This window comes from Pseudomonas laurylsulfatiphila (assembly GCF_002934665.1).
GTDB classification, from domain to species: domain Bacteria; phylum Pseudomonadota; class Gammaproteobacteria; order Pseudomonadales; family Pseudomonadaceae; genus Aquipseudomonas; species Aquipseudomonas laurylsulfatiphila.
In genome coordinates, this window is sequence record NZ_NIRS01000001.1 from 444,135 (window position 1) to 461,033 (window position 16,899).

Here is a 16,899-nt window from a genome sequence, read left to right on the forward strand (position 1 = left end):
GACTGACACACCTCTTTCGCGAGCAGGCGCGCTCCCACAAGGGGTTTTGTGTGTGTGTTGCTGCAGTCAGGCCTTGGCCGCCATTGCGGTCACTTCCACGCGCATGCCTTCAACCGCCAACGAGGCAACCCCAACAGCAGCGCGCACCGGCCACGGCTTGGCGAAGTAGCGCTTGTAGACCTCGTTGAACGCGGCGCGGTCGGCCATGTCGGTGAGGTAGATGGTCAGGTGCATCACGCGGTCCATGGAGCTGCCGGCACGTTCCAGCGCGACCTTCAACGCTTGCAGGGTGCATTCGCTTTGCAGGGTGATGTCGCCCAGTTCCAGGCTGCCGTCGGCACGGGTGGGGATCTGGGTGGAGACCAGCACACCGCCGAAACCGACGACGTCGGAGGAAATCGAATCGGCATCGAGGTCAGGCGTAAAGGTCAGGTCGTGGTTTGCCATTGGAAGTTCTCTTGCTTGAAAGGGTAAGGCGAGCGCCTTTTGCGCCGTCAGTTTACAGGGCCATTCCCGGCGCGTCGCTAATCCGCGCTCCCCTGCCCGTGACCGGTGGCCTGGCGGTACTGGCGCGGGGTGAAGCCGGTCAAGGCCTTGAACTGCCGGGTGAAGGCGCTGTGGTCGGTGTAGCCGCATTGCAGGGCGACGTCTGTGATCGGCAGGTCGGTGTGGAGCAACCGATGCGCATGCTCCAGGCGAACCTTCTGGATCATCTGCCGTGGCGTCAGGTGGAACACGCGCTTGCAGTAGCGCTCCAGTTGCGCCACGGAAATCCCGGCGATGCGCGTCAACTCGCCGAGGGTGACGCGCCGGTTGAAATGCGCGCGAATGTGTTCATCCACCGCCGCCAGGCGTTGGTACGCCGGGTGCGTGTCGCTGGCCGATTGCAGGTCGACCGAGATCCCCGCCAGACCGATGATTTCATTGCGGCGGTTATACAAGGGTCGCTTATGGGTCAGGCACCAGCCCGGCTCGCGGCTGCCGTACAGATGCAGTTCCAGCTGGTCTTCCAGGACAAACCCCTGCTCCAGCACCCGCCGGTCCTGCTCGGTGTAACCGGGCCCCAATTGCTCGGGAAACACCTCGGCGCTGGTTTTCCCCAGCAAGGGTTTGAGCTGCTTCAGGCCACAGCGCTGCACCAGCGTGCGGTTGGCCATGACATAGCGCGCCTGCACATCCTTGATGAAGATCGCCGCATTCGGAATGACATCGAGCATGGGCAGCAGTAGCGCAACGCCGGCCAGCAGTTGCTCGATGGATTCGGGGCGGTTCGAGTCGTCGCCCTGGCACAACAGCGCAAACGCATCCTGAGTCATCAACCGCCCCCTCGCAAAAATCAGACAGTTGCCATTGTGCTGATTTCGTCATCGACACCCAAGCAAAACATCAATCGCGAGCACGCCGCCAAGTTCACTCTATGGCCACCGCCCTCCCCGGCAAAACCGATCAGGGCGATTTGAAGTGCACACCTGCCTATCCAATAACTCACAAGAAGGCGATGCCATGTCAGGCCAAGGCAAGTTCAAAAAACAACTTTCGTTGATAGACCTTACGTTTATCGGACTGGGGGCGATCTTCGGCTCCGGTTGGCTGTTCGCGGCCAGTCACGTGTCCGCCATCGCGGGGCCGGCGGGGATTTTTTCCTGGCTGCTGGGCGGTTTTGCGGTGCTGCTGCTGGGCATCGTCTACTGTGAACTCGGCGCCGCATTGCCCCGTGCCGGCGGTGTGATTCGCTACCCGGTTTACTCCCACGGCCCACTGTTGGGTTACCTGATGGGCTTCATCACGCTGATCGCGTTTTCCAGCCTGGTGGCCATCGAGGTGGTCGCCGCGCGCCAGTACGCCGCGGCGTGGTTTCCCGCATTGACCCAGGCCGGTTCCAGCAATCCAACGGCGCTTGGCTGGCTGGTGCAGTTCGGCTTGCTGTGCCTGTTCTTCATGCTCAACTACTACAGCGTGAAAACCTTCGCCAAGGCCAACAACCTGATCAGCCTGTTCAAGTTCATCGTGCCGTTGCTGGTGATCGGGGTGCTGTTCACCTTCTTCAAACCGCAGAACTTCCAGTCCCAGGGCTTCATGCCGTTCGGGCTGTCCGGTGTCGAGATGGCGGTGTCCGCCGGCGGCATCATCTTCGCCTACCTGGGGCTGACACCGATCATCTCGGTGGCCAGCGAAGTGAAGAATCCGCAACGCACCATCCCGATTGCCCTGATCCTCTCCGTGCTGCTCTCCACCGCGATCTATGTGCTGTTGCAAGTGGCATTCCTCGGCGGCGTGCCCACCGAAATGCTCGCCAACGGCTGGGCCGGCGTCGCCAAGGAACTGGCCCTGCCCTACCGCGACATCGCCCTGGCACTGGGTGTGGGTTGGCTGGCTTATCTGGTGGTGGCCGACGCGGTGATCTCCCCCAGCGGCTGCGGCAACATCTACATGAACGCCACCCCGCGAGTGATCTACGGCTGGGCGCAGACCGGCACCTTCTTCAAGGTCTTCACCCGCATTGACGAAAAGTCCGGCATCCCGCGTCCGGCGCTGTGGCTGACCTTTGCCCTGTCGGTGTTCTGGACCCTGCCCTTCCCTTCATGGGAAGCCCTGATCAACGTGGTCTCCGCCGCGCTGGTCCTGAGCTACGCCGTTGCCCCGGTGTCGGTGGCAGCCCTGCGGCGCAATGCACCGGACATGCCGCGGCCGTTCAAGGTCAAGCGCATGGGTGTCCTCGGCCCGCTGTCATTCATCATCGCCGCGCTGATCGTCTACTGGTCCGGCTGGAGCACCGTCTCCTGGCTACTCGGCCTGCAGATCCTGATGTTCGTGGTGTACCTGCTGTGCGGTCGTTTCGTACCGACCCAACACCTGAGCCTGGCCCAGCAAGTGCGCTCTTCGGCATGGTTGATCGGCTTCTATGCCGTGACCATCGTGTTGTCCTGGCTCGGCAGCTTCGGCGGCATGGGCGTACTCACCCACCCTTTCGACACCCTGGTTGTAGCGGCCTGTGCGATGGGCATCTACTACTGGGGCGCGGCCACCGGCGTGCCGGCGCATCTGGTTCGCCTGGACGACGAGGATGCGGAAAGCGAAACCGAACCCGGCCATACCAACACACTCGCCGACACGCTCCGCGGCCAACGCCCGATCGGCGTGGCGAACCAGACTTCACGCTGAGATTCAGGCCATCAACGTCTTCTTCGAATGGATAGATTCATGAAAAAAGTACAGGTGATTGACTCACACACCGGCGGCGAGCCGACTCGCCTGGTGATGTCGGGTTTGCCCCAGCTGGCTGGCCGGACCATGGCCGAGAAGCGCGACACCTTTCGCGAGCAGCATGACCCATGGCGTCGCGCCTGCCTGCTGGAGCCCCGTGGCAATGATGTGCTGGTGGGGGCACTGTATTGCGAACCGGTGTCGCCGGACGCCACCTGCGGCGTGATCTTCTTCAACAACGCCGGCTACCTCGGCATGTGCGGTCACGGCACCATCGGCCTGGTCAACTCGCTGCATCACCTGGGTCACATCCAGCCCGGCGAGCACAAGATTGATACGCCGGTCGGCCCGGTCAGCGCCACGCTGCATGAGGATGGCAACGTCACCCTGCGCAACGTGCCCGCCTACCGCTACCGCCAACAGGTGCCGGTCGACGTGCCCGGACATGGCCGCGTCTACGGCGACATCGCCTGGGGCGGCAACTGGTTTTACCTGGTGTCCGACCACGGTCAGGCGTTGCAGATGGACAACGTCGAGTTCCTCACCGAGTACACCTGGGCCATGCTCAAGGCCCTCCAGGATCAAGGCATCCACGGTGAAGACGGCGCGCTGATCGACCACATCGAACTGTTCGCCGAGGACGACCACGCCGACAGCCGCAACTTCGTCATGTGCCCCGGCAAGGCCTACGACCGCTCGCCCTGCGGCACCGGCACCAGCGCAAAACTGGCGTGCCTGGCGGCGGACGGAAAACTGGCCGCCGGTGAACGCTGGGTCCAGGCCAGCATCACCGCCAGCCAGTTCGTCGGCCGTTTCGAATGGGAAGGCGAACGCATCATCCCGTTCATCACCGGCCGCGCCTACATGACCGCCGACAGCACCTTGCTGATCGACGAGCAGGATCCCTTTGCGTGGGGCATCTGAGCCCCGCATCTCTTCCCTAAATCTGAATGAACGCTTCAAGGAGTGACAACACAATGAGCGATAACATTTTCACTGGCTGCATCCCTGCCCTGATGACCCCGTGCACCGCCGAGCGCAAGCCCGACTTCGACGCACTGGTGGCCAAGGGTCGCGAGCTGATCGACATCGGCATGAGCGCCGTGGTGTATTGCGGCTCCATGGGCGACTGGCCGCTGCTGACCGAAGCCGAGCGTCAGGAAGGCGTGGCGCGCCTGGTGGCCGCCGGCGTGCCGACCATCGTCGGCACCGGTGCCGTCAACAGCCGCGAAGCGGTGTCCCATGCGGCACACGCGGCCAAGGTCGGCGCCCATGGCTTGATGGTCATTCCTCGCGTGCTGTCCCGCGGTGCTTCGGCCACCGCGCAAAAAGCCCATTTCGCCGCGATCCTCCAGGCGGCTCCTGGCCTGCCGGCGGTGATCTACAACAGCCCTTACTACGGCTTCGCCACCCGCGCCGATCTGTTCTTCGAACTGCGCCGCGAGTACCCGAACCTGATCGGTTTCAAGGAATTCGGCGGTGCGGCCGACCTGCGCTACGCGGCCGAACACATCACCTCCAAGGACGATGACGTGACCCTGATGGTCGGCGTCGACACCCAGGTGGTGCATGGCTTCGTCAACTGCAACGCCACCGGCGCCATCACCGGCATCGGCAACGCACTGCCGCGCGAAGTGTTGCGCCTGGTGGCCTTGAGCAAACAAGCGGCCAAGGGCGATGCCAAGGCCCGTCGTCAGGCGCGGGAACTGGAATCCGCACTCGCCGTGCTGTCATCCTTCGATGAGGGCTGCGACCTGGTGCTCTACTACAAGCACCTGATGGTGCTCAACGGCGACAAGGAATACAGCCTGCACTTCAACGAAACCGATGCGCTCAGCGATGCCCAGCGTCGTTATGCCGAGAACCAGTACGCGCTGTTCCGCCAGTGGTACGAGCAGTGGTCGGCGGAGCAGGACTTCGCCTGACGTCCGGCCTGTACAGCGGCGTGCCAGGGTGCGCCGCTTTTATTTTCGCCCACGGCGGTACGGCGTTTTTCTTCGCAGACGCCACCCCTCTTTTTTTCAGGAACGACCATGACTCTGACAGGCAACATGCTGATCGGCCAGCAGGCCATCTCCGGCAACCGCGAAGCGATCCGCGGCATTGATCCGGCCACTGATCTGCTCCTCGAACCGGCCTATCACGGTGGCAGCAGCGAACACGTCGAACAGGCCTGCGCCCTGGCGTGGAGTGCCCTGGACAGCTATCGCGCGACACCCCTGGACGCCCGCGCAGAATTCCTCGAAACCATCGCCAGCGAAATCGAAGCCCTCGGCGATGAGCTGATCGACCGCGCCGTGGCCGAGACCGGCCTGCCACGCCCGCGCATCCAGGGTGAACGCGGCCGCACCTGCCAGCAGCTGCGCACCTTTGCCCGCACCGTGCGAGCTGGTGAATGGCTGGATGTACGGGTCGACTCCGCGCTGCCGGAGCGCCAGCCCCTGCCCCGCCCGGACCTGCGTCAACGTCAGGTGCCGCTCGGCCCGGTGGCGGTGTTCGGCGCCAGCAACTTTCCCCTGGCCTTCTCGGTTGCCGGCGGCGACACCGCGTCGGCGCTGGCCGCCGGTTGCCCGGTGATCGTCAAGGCCCATGGCGCGCACCCCGGCACCAGTGAACTGGTGGGCCGGGCGCTGGCCCGCGCCGTCAAACTGTGCGGGCTGCACGAAGGCGTGTTCTCGCTGCTGTTCGGCTCCGGCCGCGAAGTGGGCATCGCCCTGGTCACCGACCCGCGCATCAAGGCCGTGGGTTTCACCGGCTCGCGCAGCGGTGGCATGGCCTTGTGCAGCGCGGCCCAGGCGCGTCCAGAGCCGATCCCGGTGTATGCGGAAATGAGCTCGATCAACCCGGTGTTACTGTTCCCGGCGGCCCTGCAATCGCGAGCCGAAACACTGGCGCAAGGCTTCGTCGCCTCCCTCACCCAAGGCGCCGGCCAGTTCTGCACCAACCCAGGTCTGGTGATTGCCCGCCAAGGCCCGGCACTTGAGCGCTTCATCCATGCAGCAGCGGATAAGGTTCGACGCAGCCCGGCGCAGACCATGCTCACGCCCGGCATTTTCAACGCCTACGAGACCGGTGTCGGCACGCTGCTCGAGCATGCCCAGGCGCAATCGGTGGCCACCGGCCTGCGGGGCGAAACGCCTAACCAGTGCCAGGCCCACCTGTTCGTCACCCAGGCCCGTGACTTTCTCGCCAACCCGGCGCTGCAGGCAGAAATGTTCGGCGCCGCATCGTTGATCGTGCAATGCGCCAGCGTCGAGGAAATCCGCCAGGTCCTCGAACACCTTGAAGGCCAGCTGACCGCCACCCTGCACCTGGACGACGGCGATGTGGAGAGCGCCCGCGCCTTGCTGCCGACCCTGGAACGCAAGGCCGGGCGCCTGTTGGTCAATGGCTGGCCGACCGGGGTCGAGGTGTGCGACGCCATGGTCCATGGCGGCCCGTTCCCGGCGACATCCGATGCGCGCTGCACCTCGGTCGGCACCGCCGCCATCCTGCGGTTCCTGCGCCCGGTCTGCTATCAGGACTTCCCCGACGCCCTGTTGCCGGCCGCCCTCAAGCACGGCAACCCGTTGCAGTTGCGTCGCCTGCTCGACGGCCAGAGAGAAGCCTAGGCCATGTCCAACGACTCCCTTTTCAACAGCTCCAACGCAGTGGCGGACGTTGCCGTGATCGGCGCCGGCATCATCGGCGTCGCTTGCGCCCTGCGCCTGGCGCGCCAGGGCCGGCGGGTGGTGGTCATCGATCAACAGGAGCCCGGCCGTGGCGCCTCGTTCGGCAATGCCGGGCACCTGGCGACCGAACAAGTGTTCCCCATCGCCGACCTGTCCATCCTCAAGCGCCTGCCGGCCATGCTCATGGACCCGATGGGCCCGCTGCGCCTGGACTGGAAATACATGCCTCGGGCCTTGCCCTGGTTCGCACGCCTGCTGCTGAACCTGCGCCCGGCGCCGTTCCAGCGCACCGTGGTCGGCATCCGCGCGCTCAATGAAAGCAGCCTGGGTGCCTGGCACCGCTTACTGCAGGCGATCGACCGTCCCGAACTGATGAAGGAAGACGGCTCGTTACTAGTGTTTGAGCGCGCCGACTCGCAACAGGCCATCGAGGCGCTACAGGTGCGCATGCGCCAGCAGCAGGTGCCGGTGGATTTCTGGCAGGCCAAGGCTGTGCGCGATGCGGCGCCGCAACTGAGCGAGCAGATCCAGGGTGGATTGTTCTTCCCGCGCACCGGGCATTTTCTCGATCCCTTCCGGGTGGTCGGCGAGCTGGTCCGCGCGGCCAAAAGCAGCGGCGTGCAGTTCCTCAAGCTGCGGGTCGAGGGTGGGCAATTGAGTGAACACGGCGTGTCGTTGATCACCGATCAGGGCCGGCTCACCAGCCACCAGGTGCTGATCGCCTGCGGCGCGCATTCCGCGAAACTCACGGCCATGCTGACCGGCAAGAAGGTGCCGCTGGACACCGAACGCGGCTATCACCTGATGCTGCCCCACGAACACGGGCGCCTGCCGTTCGCCGTTACGTCACTGGAACGCAAGTTCATCATGACGCCGATGGCAGACGGGCTGCGCCTGGCCGGCACCGTTGAATTCGCCGGCCTGGAGTGCCCGCCGACCATGGAGCGCGCCTGGCAATTGCATCGCCTGAGCAAAGGCCTGTTCAAACGCGACCTGAGCGCAGAAGCCGCCACGCCATGGATGGGTTTCCGCCCCTCCCTGCCCGACTCCCTGCCGATCATCGACCGGGTCTGCGACGGCAAGGTCCTGCTCGCCTTCGGCCATCAGCACCTGGGGTTGACCCAGGCGGCGGTCACGGCGGAGATGATCGCGCAAATGGCCTCACCCTTGACCGACGCCCAGCCCCACAGTCTGCCGGCGACGGCGCCGTACCGGCTGGATCGATTCTGAGTTCAACGACAGCCGGCACGGGCCCCTTGCCGACAGGGTAAAGGGTGGGCGAACAGGGGGGACTTGCCTGGGGTCATTCATCACAAGCAGGGCATTGCGCGACCCACGGCGGCTTCGTGGAGTTTTTTTTGAATCGGGGCTTTCCTAGGGAGATGTCGGATCGGTAACCGCAGGCAACGGCGCAAGGTCTTGTAGCTTTCATGAAGTAACCCTGACGCCCTTTAAACACGAGCCCTGTGGCGAGGGGGCTTGCCCCCGGCAAACATTTAAAAATCCAGAAGTCAGCCTACAAACATATGAATTTCTCCTAATGTTTGACTGATTTAAGCTTGCCCCCACTCCTCCCCGCAGGAGCCCGTTTCGTCGGTAAGCCTGATTAAAAGGCGATCCTAAAAACAATGTGTCTGCCGACCCAAGGAATTCCCATGTCATTTACGTTCGCACGTTTGCGTGCCGGTCGTTGCGCTTGTGTTGGAGGTGATCAATGACCTCCTCCCCCTCACGGCAAAATGCCGATGAAAACCTGCTGCACAGCCAGGGTTATGCCCAGGAACTGCATCGTGGCTTGTCCCTCTGGTCGTCGTTTTCGGTGGGTTTTGCCACAGTGTCGCCGGTCGTGGGTATCTATTCGGTGATGTCCCTGGGCGCCATGAGCGCCGGGCCGTCCTGGGTGTGGATCGTGCCGTTGTGCCTGGCGCTGCAATTGCTCGTTGCACTGGTCTATGCCGAACTGGCCTCGCAATATCCGCTGGCCGGCGGTTGCTACCAGTGGGTCAAGCGCCTGGCCGGCGACCGCTGGGCCTGGTTCACCGGCTTCATGTACCTGGCCTCGGCGCTGGCTTCGCTGACCACCGTGGCCTACCTCGGCGGTTTCTGGTTGTGGCTGTTTTTCACCGGTGAGCCACCGTCGGCCAATGCCCAGGTGTTCTGTGGCGCGGTGCTGTTGTTGGTGGGTTTGGGCGTGAACCTGTTCGGGATCAACCCGCTCAAGCATTTCGTCAACGCCGGCATCGTCGCCGAAGCCATTGCCTCGATTGGCATTGGCGTGCTGTTGCTGCTGTTCTTCCGCAACCATTCGTTGTCGTTGCTGTTTGAAGGCTTGCCGGCCACCGGCAACGCTGACGGTTCGTATTTCTCCGGTTTCCTGACGGCGATGGCGGTCGGTGGCTGGGCGTTCCTCGGGTTTGATGCCTGCTCGCAAGTGTCGGAAGAAACCGCCGACGCCCGTACCTCAACGCCGCGTGCGATTCTGCGTTCAATGATCCTGGTCGGCCTGACCGTGATGCTAACCGCGTTCGCCGTGACGCTGTCCTACACCAACACTGCCGGCATGGTGTCGGGGCAGATCATCGACCCGGTCACCCCAGCCGTCGTCGACGCCTTCGGTGCGTGGTCGGAGCGTCCATTTGTGGGCATCGTGCTGGTGGCGTTCATCGCTTGCGTGGTGTCGGTGCAGACCTACATCGGTCGCGCCGTGTTCGGCATGGCCCGCGATTCGATCCTGCCGGCCTCGGCGCTGTTGCGTCAGGTCGATAAGCGCAAGGTGCCGTTCGCAGCCATGGTCTTCAGCACCCTTTTTGCCAGTTTCGGCCTGGCGCTGGGCTTGAACGCGACCGCCGTTGGCACCCTGATTGCGTTCGGCAGCGGCGGCTTCTTCGTGGTGTTTTTGATCGTCGTGTCCTGCGCCCTGCTCGCTCGCCTGAGTGGTCGCTGGAAACCCGAGCCTGGCGTGTTCAGCCTCGGCCGCTGGGGGCTGCTGGTGAACGTTGTCGCGTTCGTGTGGCTGGTGTTCGAAGCCATCAACGTTGCCTGGCCCAGGGAATCGCTGGCACCACCGGGCGCGCCGTGGTTCCAGGTGTGGGCGGTAATCCTGGTGTTCTCGGTGCTGGCAGTACTGGGCCTGCTTTACATGGTCTGGGCCAAGCCGTATCTGCGCACCGCCACCCCACAACTGCGCACCGAATAACACCCCCTGTCTTGTTGTGTGAGGCCCACGGTTGATGGGCCTCGCCGATCCGGAGTTTCAAATGTCTGTTCATTATTGGAATTACCCTACAGAAATTTTCTGTGGGCCGGGCGCGCTCGACCTGCTGGCCGAGCGTTGCAACCTGTTGGGCATGCGCAACCCGCTGCTGGTCACCGACCCTGGCATGCTCGCACTGGAAGCACTGGCGCTGCTGAAGGCCCGACTGACCGAGGCACGGATTCCATTCACGGTGTTCAGCGACCTCGCCAGCAACCCGAGCATGGACGACGTGGCCCGTGGCGTTGCCGCCTACCACGCCGGGCAACACGATTCGCTGATCACCCTCGGTGGCGGCAGCGCGATGGATGCTGCCAAAGGCATCAGCCTCGCGGCCGTCGACCCTGAAGGCCTGGTGCGCTTCGAGTGGTCGCAAGTGATGGCCCACTACGCGAGCCTGGCGGATTTCACACGCCTGAACCTGCCACGCCTGATCGCCCTGCCTACCACCGCCGGCACCGGTTCCGAACTGGGTCGCGAAGCCGTGCTGACCCAGAGCGAACTGAACATCAAGCGTGTGATCAGCCACCCGGAAATGCTCCCGGCCACGGTGATCCTCGATCCCGTACTGACCCGCGGCCTGCCAGCAGCGCTGACCGCCGCGACGGGCATGGACGCACTGACCCACCACATCGAAGCCTTCTGCTCGCCGCTGTATCACCCGATGTCCTCCGGCGTGGCCGTCGAAGGTGTTCGCCTGATCCAGCAGCATCTGCTCAATGCCTACACCGATGGCCAGGACCTGGTCGCCCGCGAAGGCATGCTGGTGGCCTCGGCCATGGCAGCGGTGGCGTTCCAGAAAGGCCTGGGCGGCGTGCATGCCCTCGCCCATCCGCTGGGTGCGCGTTATCACAAGCATCACGGATTGCTCAACGCGATCCTGTTGCCCTACGTGTTAATCGCCAACCGTGACACCATCAGCCCGGACATCGCACGGCTGGCCCGCTACCTGGAACTGCCGCAGGCGGACTTCCAAGGCTTCCTCGACTGGGTGCTGGAGTTGCGTCAACGGCTCGGGATTCCCCACTGCCTGGAGGAAATCGGTCTCGACGCCAAGGCGGCAGACTGGGTCGGGGAACAAGCGCTCGCCGACATTTCTTCTTCCGACACCAACGCCTGCGTCCTCAGCGCCGCCGACTACAGCCAGATCTTTCGCAACGCAGTCAAGGGCGTCCTGCCAGGAGTATCCGCATGACCCACGCACATTACATCGACGGACACTGGGTGGCGGGCGAAGGTGCCGAGCTGATCACCGTGTTCGACCCGTCCCTCGGCCAACCCTTTGCCGAATTCATGGCCTCCAGCACGGCACAAGTGGATCAAGCCATCGCCGCCGCGCGCCGGGCGCTGCCTGCCTGGCGCAACATCAGCGCGAGCGAACGCGCCGCCTACCTGCGTGGCTTCGCCGAGCAGATCGAACAGCGCCGTGAAAGCCTGATCGCACTGCAAATGCAGAACAACGGCAAACCGCATCACGAGGCGGTCGTCGACATCGACGACGCCGTGTCTACCTTCACCTATTACGCTGGCCTTGCCGAAGGACTCGCGGATCAGCAGCGCCGTGAAGTGGCCCTGTCCGTGCCCGGTTTCACCTCCCACACACGCCTGGAACCAGTGGGTGTGGTCGGCTTGATCGTGCCGTGGAACTTCCCGTTGGTCACCAGTGCCTGGAAGCTTGCACCGGCCCTGGCCGCCGGTTGCACCGTAGTGCTCAAGCCTTCGGAAATCACCCCGCTGATCGAACAGACTTACGGCCACATCGCCGAGGCACTGGGCTTACCGGCGGGCGTACTCAACATCGTCGGTGGCAAGGCTGAAACCGGTGCGGCGTTGAGCAATCACCCCGGCATCAACAAGCTCTCGTTCACTGGTAGCAATGCCGTTGGCGGCCAGGTGATGCGCAGCAGCGCCGCCCACTGCCGGCCGGTCACCCTGGAGTTGGGCGGCAAGTCGGCCATCGTGGTGTTCGACGATTGCGACCTCGATCAGGCCGTGGAATGGATCGTCGCCGGCATCTGCTGGAACGCCGGCCAGATGTGCTCGGCCACCTCGCGCCTGCTGGTGCAGGACAACATCGCCGATACGCTGACCGAACGCTTGAAAGTAGCCCTGGAAAAACTGCGTGTGGGCAACCCGCTCACTGGCGAAGTTGACATGGGCCCGCTGACCAGCCAGGCGCAATGGAACAAGGTCAACGAGTACTTCGCCATCGCCCGCGCCGAAGGCCTGCACTGTGCGGCCGGTGGCGACGTGCTGCCTGATTTGGGCTGGTTCGTCTGCCCGACGCTGTACACCGACGTGCCGTTGAACAGCCGTTTGTGGAGTGAAGAAATCTTTGGCCCGGTGCTGTGCAGCCATCGCTTCAGTTCAGAAGAGCAAGCTTTGTCGCTGGCCAACGACAGCCGTTTTGGCCTGGTCGCCACGGTGATCAGCGCCGACCTGGAACGTGCCGAACGTGTCGCCAATACGCTGGAAGTCGGTCATGTGTGGATCAACTCGATCCAGGCCGTGTTCGTCGAAACGTCGTGGGGCGGCACCAAGGGCAGCGGCATCGGCCGCGAACTCGGGCCGTGGGGTTTGTCGGCCTATCAGTCGGTCAAGCACGTCACCCGCTGCCTGGGCTGATTGGCTACACGCCGTGCTCGGCCAGCAAGTCCGCAATAAACGCGCGAACCGCTTCGCTTTGCGGATGGCCGACATGGGTAATCATGCTGTGCTGCACCTCGTAACGCAGCTTCAAAGGGTGCAACGCCCGCATCTGCCCGCTCTGTAACCACGGCCGGGCGTAATGCGCCGGGAGATACCCCAGATGGGTCCCAGCCAGCACGCCATGGGCCACCGCCTCCATGTGGTAGGCGGTGGCTGAAGCGCGATCCGGTGCAATCGGCAGCACCTGATCGACCGGCAGAAAACCGTGGCGAATCCAGTCGCTGGCCTGGAGCTGTTCCAGGCTCGGCGACGCCACGTCAAACAACGGGTGCGCCTGCCCGCAGAACACCCCGATTTCTTCCGAGTACAGCGGCTGATAGGTCAAGGTCGGCAACGGCCGGCTGAAGTACGAAATGGCCAGGTCCAGTTGCCCATCAATCACCGCCAGTTCCAACTCCGTCGGCGAGTTGACGAAGATGTGCAGGTGCATGTCATGCTCACGCTGATAGAACCGCGCAATGGCGGCATCGATGCGCGCCGTCGGCAAGGTCGCGATATTGTCGGCCAGGCCCACATGAAGATCGCCGACCAACCGCCCCGCCAGGTCCTGTGCCTCGTCGCGAAAGGCGTCCACCGCACTGAACATCACCGACGACGCCTTGAGAATGCGCTGGCCCTTTTCGGTCAGGCGAAACCCGCCCTTGCCGCGCTCGCAGATGCGGTAGCCCAGGCGCTTTTCCAGCCCGGAAATGTGCGTGCTGATGTTCGACTGGCTCATGTTCAACTCGGCCTGGGCCGCGGTGAACCCACCGCATTTCACGACGATGGAAAAAATGCGCAGCAGGCGCAAATCCATGTCCGTCACGTTTCTGAGCACTATGTTGTCTCGACGTCTTGGGGAGCGCTATTCAACCATCTTGAATTCACCCCTGGCTAGTCGAGCCGTGCCCCCGTCACTGCAAGGGCGAGAACGGCGCCGGCAGGTAGATCGTCGAGCACATGTCGCGCAGTTGCGGGCCGGAGTTTTCCGGCGGCCAGACGCCGTCGGCGACCGCCTGGGTGCGCACCTGCAAGCGCTGCTCAAGGCTGGCCCACGGCCAGATGTGCAGGTAACGCGGCAGCGCGCCGTCGGTGGCGTAAAACGCCGCGTACACCGGCGAATACTGCTCGGCGGTTCGCGCCTCGATGGCGTTGCTCCAGCCGTCGAGTGTCGGCTGCAACCCGCTGCTGACCAGGTCGTAGACGCGCAACTCATAGAACGGACCGTGCGGGCCGGCGTTCAAGGGTTCGAGGAAGGGAAACAGCGTGTAGTTTTCGATGCGCAGATCTGTGATGAACTCGTTGATTCCAAACGCCCCGCCCCCCAGCAGGAAACGCTCGCGCTCCGCTTGCCTGAGGTGTTCGTCTCCATAGCCGCGCAGTACGGCAATCTGGTTCAACGGGCCGATCTCCGAGGCCCAGCAGCCTACCAACGTGCCGCCGACTTTCGGGTCGTCCAGCGCCGCCTCGATCTGCGCCAATGCTTGCGCCACCGTGCGCACGCGCACGGTGAAAGTGATCAATTCAAAAAAACGCATAGCGACTCCGCCCATCGATTTGCCAAAGCCCACAGCCTAAGGCAGCCCCCGCAGGCGGGATATTGAGAAGAACCCCATCGATTACGGCATTTTCCCCAGTGTTCCAGGTGATTTCTTTACGCCGGGCAGCCATCGATCATTCACACAACGTGTTCAATGCCTTCACTTAATGGCGCTTGATGCAGGAATGGCGACGAATATGCTGTGGGTACGTTTCCGTGATCTCGCATGACAACAAGAGCCCACACCATGCACAGCCCCAGAACGCTCTACCAGAAACATATCGACAGTCACACCGTCTGCGCCCTCGACGATCAGGGCCACGTGCTGCTGTACATCGACCGCCAGGTCGCCAACGAATACACCAGCCCGCAAGCCTTCAGCGGCATGCGCGATGCGGGTCGCAAAGCCTGGCGGCCGAGCGCGACGCTGGCGGTGGTCGACCACGTCAATCCCACGGCGCCGACACGCGTTGCCGCCATGCCGGACGCCGGCGGTGCCCGCCAGGTGTCCTACTTCGAAGAAAACTGCCGCGACTTCGGCATCGAACTGTTCGATGTGCTGGACAAGCGCCAGGGCATCGAGCACGTCGTGGCCCCCGAGCAGGGCTTTATCCTGCCCGGCATGGTCGTTGCCGCCGGCGACAGCCACACCACCACCTACGGTGCCCTGGGTGCCTTCGGTTTCGGCATCGGCACCTCGGAAATCGAACACCTGCTGGCCTCGCAAACCCTGGTCTACAAGTGCCTGAAGACGATGCGCGTAACGGTCAATGGCCTGCTCGGGCCTGGCGTGACGTCCAAGGACATCATCATGGCCCTGATCGAGAAAATCGGCGCTTCGGGCGCCACCGGTTACGCCATCGAGTTCGCCGGCCCGGCGATCAGCGACCTCAGCGTCGAAGCGCGCATGACAATCTGCAACATGGCCGTCGAGGCCGGCGCCCGAGGCGCGTTCATGGCCCCGGATGACAAGGTCTTCGCCTACCTGCAATGCAAGCCCCGTGCACCCCGGGGCCAGCTTTGGGAACAGGCCGTCGCAACATGGCGCGGCCTGCACAGCGACGAAGGTGCGGTGTTCGATCGCGAAGTCACCCTGCATGTCGCGGCGCTCGAACCCATGGTCACCTGGGGCACCAGCCCCGATCAGGCCGCGCCGGTGGGCGGGCATGTGCCGGACCCGGCCGCGCAACCGGACCTGATCCTGCGTCAGGGCATGCAACGCGCCTTGCACTACATGGGCCTGGAGCCGGGCATGCCGCTCAGCGACGTGGTGATCAGCCACGCTTTCATCGGCTCGTGCACCAATGCGCGCATCGAGGACCTGCGCGATGTCGCCCGCGTCGTGCGCGGCAAACGGGTGGCGGCCCACGTGCGGGCCATGATTGTTCCCGGTTCGACGATGGTGCGTGACCAGGCCGAAGACGAAGGGCTGGCGCAGATCTTCCTCGACGCCGGTTTTGAATGGCGCCAGTCGGGTTGCTCGATGTGCCTGGCCATGAATGACGACGTGCTCGCCCCCGGTGATCGTTGTGCGTCAAGCACCAACCGCAACTTCGAAGGCCGGCAAGGCGCCGGTGCGCGCACCCATTTGATGAGCCCGGCCATGGTCGCCGCCGCAGCGATTACCGGGCACTTGACCGACGTGCGCACCTTCGCGCTGGAGGCTTGAACCATGCAACCTTTCGCTATCGTCCGCGGCAGCGCCGCCCCGCTTCTGGCCGCCAACATCGACACCGACGTGATCATGCCCAAGCAGTTCCTCAAAGGGATTGATCGCAAGGGGCTGGACAAGGGGCTGTTCTTTGACTTGAGGTTCCTTGAGTCCGGCGAACCCGATCCGGGGTTCATCCTCAACCAACCGGCCTGGAGCGAGGCTGCGTTTCTGGTGGTGGGTGCCAATTTCGGCTGTGGTTCGAGTCGCGAACATGCGGTCTGGGGACTGAAGCAGGTCGGCATCCGCGCACTGATCGGCACCAACTTCGCCGGCATTTTCTACGACAACTGCCAGCGCAATGGGGTGTTGGCGATTCAGCTGACCGAAGCTCAACTCAAGCAGATTGCCGCGTTGACCAGCAACCCGGCAACGGCTCGAATCAGCGTCAACCTGCCGGAGCAAACCATCGAACTGGCTGACGGCAACGTGATCCCGTTCGAGATCGATGAACTGCGCAAGCAGTCGTTGCTGCTGGGGCTGGATGCCATTGGCACCACGTTGCAACGGGCCGAACAGATTCGCCAGTTCGAAGCCCGGCACCTGGCGGAAAATCCCTGGCTGAACTGATAAGGAACCTGTAGGAGCGAGCCTGCTCGCGATGGTCGTTAACGATAACGCGTGCTCACTGGCTAAACGCGGTGCCCTTGAATCCATCGCGAGCAAGCTCGCTCCTACAGAGGATAATGACGCCGGTGGGGCTGGATGTCATTGGCACCACGTAGCAACGCGCCGAACAGATTCCTGTAGGAGCGAGCCTGCTCGCGATGGTCGTTAACGATAACGCATGCTTACTGGCTAAACGCGGCGCTCTCGAATCCATCGCGAGCAA

The 16,899-nt window shown here is 63.5% G+C and carries 14 protein-coding genes; 10 read left to right on the top strand and 4 right to left on the bottom strand.

Going from position 1 to position 16,899, the window contains the following annotated elements; translation table 11 throughout:
* Window positions 1–66: 66 nt before the first annotated feature.
* A complete protein-coding gene (locus CD175_RS02020) occupies window positions 67–447 on the bottom strand; it encodes a RidA family protein (RefSeq protein ID WP_007980523.1) in 381 nt (126 codons plus the stop codon).
* A 77-nt stretch (window positions 448–524) separates the two neighbouring features.
* The gene (locus CD175_RS02025) at window positions 525–1,316 is read right to left on the bottom strand and encodes an AraC family transcriptional regulator (protein WP_104447450.1); all 792 of its coding nucleotides are present in this window, start codon (window positions 1,314–1,316) and stop codon (window positions 525–527) included.
* Window positions 1,317–1,503: 187 nt separating this feature from the next.
* Between CD175_RS02025 and CD175_RS02030 the strand changes: the two genes are divergently transcribed.
* The 8 genes from CD175_RS02030 to CD175_RS02065 all read left to right on the top strand — a co-directional run bounded on the left by CD175_RS02030 (window position 1,504) and on the right by CD175_RS02065 (window position 12,753).
* Complete coding sequence (locus tag CD175_RS02030) at window positions 1,504–3,162, top strand: APC family permease (protein WP_104447451.1); 1,659 nt, start codon at window positions 1,504–1,506, stop codon at window positions 3,160–3,162.
* A 39-nt stretch (window positions 3,163–3,201) separates the two neighbouring features.
* On the top strand, window positions 3,202–4,128 hold the full coding sequence (locus CD175_RS02035) for a 4-hydroxyproline epimerase (protein ID WP_104447452.1): 927 nt from the start codon (window positions 3,202–3,204) through the stop codon (window positions 4,126–4,128).
* A 53-nt stretch (window positions 4,129–4,181) separates the two neighbouring features.
* Window positions 4,182–5,129, top strand: a complete 948-nt coding sequence (locus CD175_RS02040; protein WP_104447453.1) for a dihydrodipicolinate synthase family protein — start codon at window positions 4,182–4,184, stop codon at window positions 5,127–5,129.
* A gap of 108 nt (window positions 5,130–5,237) precedes the next feature.
* Complete coding sequence (locus CD175_RS02045) at window positions 5,238–6,815, top strand: aldehyde dehydrogenase (NADP(+)) (RefSeq protein ID WP_104447454.1); 1,578 nt, start codon at window positions 5,238–5,240, stop codon at window positions 6,813–6,815.
* Window positions 6,816–6,818: 3 nt separating this feature from the next.
* Window positions 6,819–8,105: an FAD-dependent oxidoreductase gene (locus CD175_RS02050; RefSeq protein ID WP_104447455.1), complete on the top strand. Its 1,287-nt coding sequence runs from the start codon at window positions 6,819–6,821 to the stop codon at window positions 8,103–8,105.
* 484 nt (window positions 8,106–8,589) lie between these two features.
* Complete coding sequence (locus CD175_RS02055) at window positions 8,590–10,071, top strand: APC family permease (protein WP_104447456.1); 1,482 nt, start codon at window positions 8,590–8,592, stop codon at window positions 10,069–10,071.
* 61 nt (window positions 10,072–10,132) lie between these two features.
* On the top strand, window positions 10,133–11,323 hold the full coding sequence (locus CD175_RS02060) for an iron-containing alcohol dehydrogenase (protein WP_167399492.1): 1,191 nt from the start codon (window positions 10,133–10,135) through the stop codon (window positions 11,321–11,323).
* Window positions 11,320–12,753, top strand: a complete 1,434-nt coding sequence (locus CD175_RS02065) for an aldehyde dehydrogenase family protein (RefSeq protein ID WP_104447458.1) — start codon at window positions 11,320–11,322, stop codon at window positions 12,751–12,753. Before CD175_RS02060 ends, CD175_RS02065 begins: the two co-directional genes overlap by 4 nt.
* Before the next feature lie 4 nt (window positions 12,754–12,757).
* Here CD175_RS02065 and CD175_RS02070 read toward each other — a convergent pair whose 3' ends face one another.
* Window positions 12,758–13,654, bottom strand: a complete 897-nt coding sequence (locus CD175_RS02070) for a LysR family transcriptional regulator (protein ID WP_007980556.1) — start codon at window positions 13,652–13,654, stop codon at window positions 12,758–12,760.
* Between the two features lie 76 nt (window positions 13,655–13,730).
* Entirely contained in the window at window positions 13,731–14,354 is a 624-nt protein-coding gene (locus tag CD175_RS02075; protein ID WP_104447459.1) for an NIPSNAP family protein, read from the bottom strand.
* 249 nt (window positions 14,355–14,603) lie between these two features.
* Between CD175_RS02075 and leuC the strand changes: the two genes are divergently transcribed.
* Together leuC and leuD are read left to right on the top strand one after the other, a co-directional pair.
* Window positions 14,604–16,025 (top strand): 3-isopropylmalate dehydratase large subunit, encoded by a 1,422-nt coding sequence (gene leuC, locus CD175_RS02080; protein ID WP_104447460.1) that lies wholly within the window; start codon window positions 14,604–14,606, stop codon window positions 16,023–16,025.
* Window positions 16,026–16,028: 3 nt separating this feature from the next.
* The gene (gene leuD, locus CD175_RS02085; RefSeq protein ID WP_104447461.1) at window positions 16,029–16,637 is read left to right on the top strand and encodes a 3-isopropylmalate dehydratase small subunit; all 609 of its coding nucleotides are present in this window, start codon (window positions 16,029–16,031) and stop codon (window positions 16,635–16,637) included.
* Window positions 16,638–16,899: the final 262 nt, after the last annotated feature.

Coding starts and splice junctions, on each gene's coding strand:
- CD175_RS02020 (WP_007980523.1), bottom strand. CDS start 447: ATGGCAAACCACGACCTGACCTTTACGCCTGACCTCGATGCCGATTCG.
- CD175_RS02025 (WP_104447450.1), bottom strand. CDS start 1,316: ATGACTCAGGATGCGTTTGCGCTGTTGTGCCAGGGCGACGACTCGAAC.
- CD175_RS02030 (WP_104447451.1), top strand. CDS start 1,504: ATGTCAGGCCAAGGCAAGTTCAAAAAACAACTTTCGTTGATAGACCTT.
- CD175_RS02035 (WP_104447452.1), top strand. CDS start 3,202: ATGAAAAAAGTACAGGTGATTGACTCACACACCGGCGGCGAGCCGACT.
- CD175_RS02040 (WP_104447453.1), top strand. CDS start 4,182: ATGAGCGATAACATTTTCACTGGCTGCATCCCTGCCCTGATGACCCCG.
- CD175_RS02045 (WP_104447454.1), top strand. CDS start 5,238: ATGACTCTGACAGGCAACATGCTGATCGGCCAGCAGGCCATCTCCGGC.
- CD175_RS02050 (WP_104447455.1), top strand. CDS start 6,819: ATGTCCAACGACTCCCTTTTCAACAGCTCCAACGCAGTGGCGGACGTT.
- CD175_RS02055 (WP_104447456.1), top strand. CDS start 8,590: ATGACCTCCTCCCCCTCACGGCAAAATGCCGATGAAAACCTGCTGCAC.
- CD175_RS02060 (WP_167399492.1), top strand. CDS start 10,133: ATGTCTGTTCATTATTGGAATTACCCTACAGAAATTTTCTGTGGGCCG.
- CD175_RS02065 (WP_104447458.1), top strand. CDS start 11,320: ATGACCCACGCACATTACATCGACGGACACTGGGTGGCGGGCGAAGGT.
- CD175_RS02075 (WP_104447459.1), bottom strand. CDS start 14,354: ATGCGTTTTTTTGAATTGATCACTTTCACCGTGCGCGTGCGCACGGTG.
- leuC (WP_104447460.1), top strand. CDS start 14,604: ATGCACAGCCCCAGAACGCTCTACCAGAAACATATCGACAGTCACACC.
- leuD (WP_104447461.1), top strand. CDS start 16,029: ATGCAACCTTTCGCTATCGTCCGCGGCAGCGCCGCCCCGCTTCTGGCC.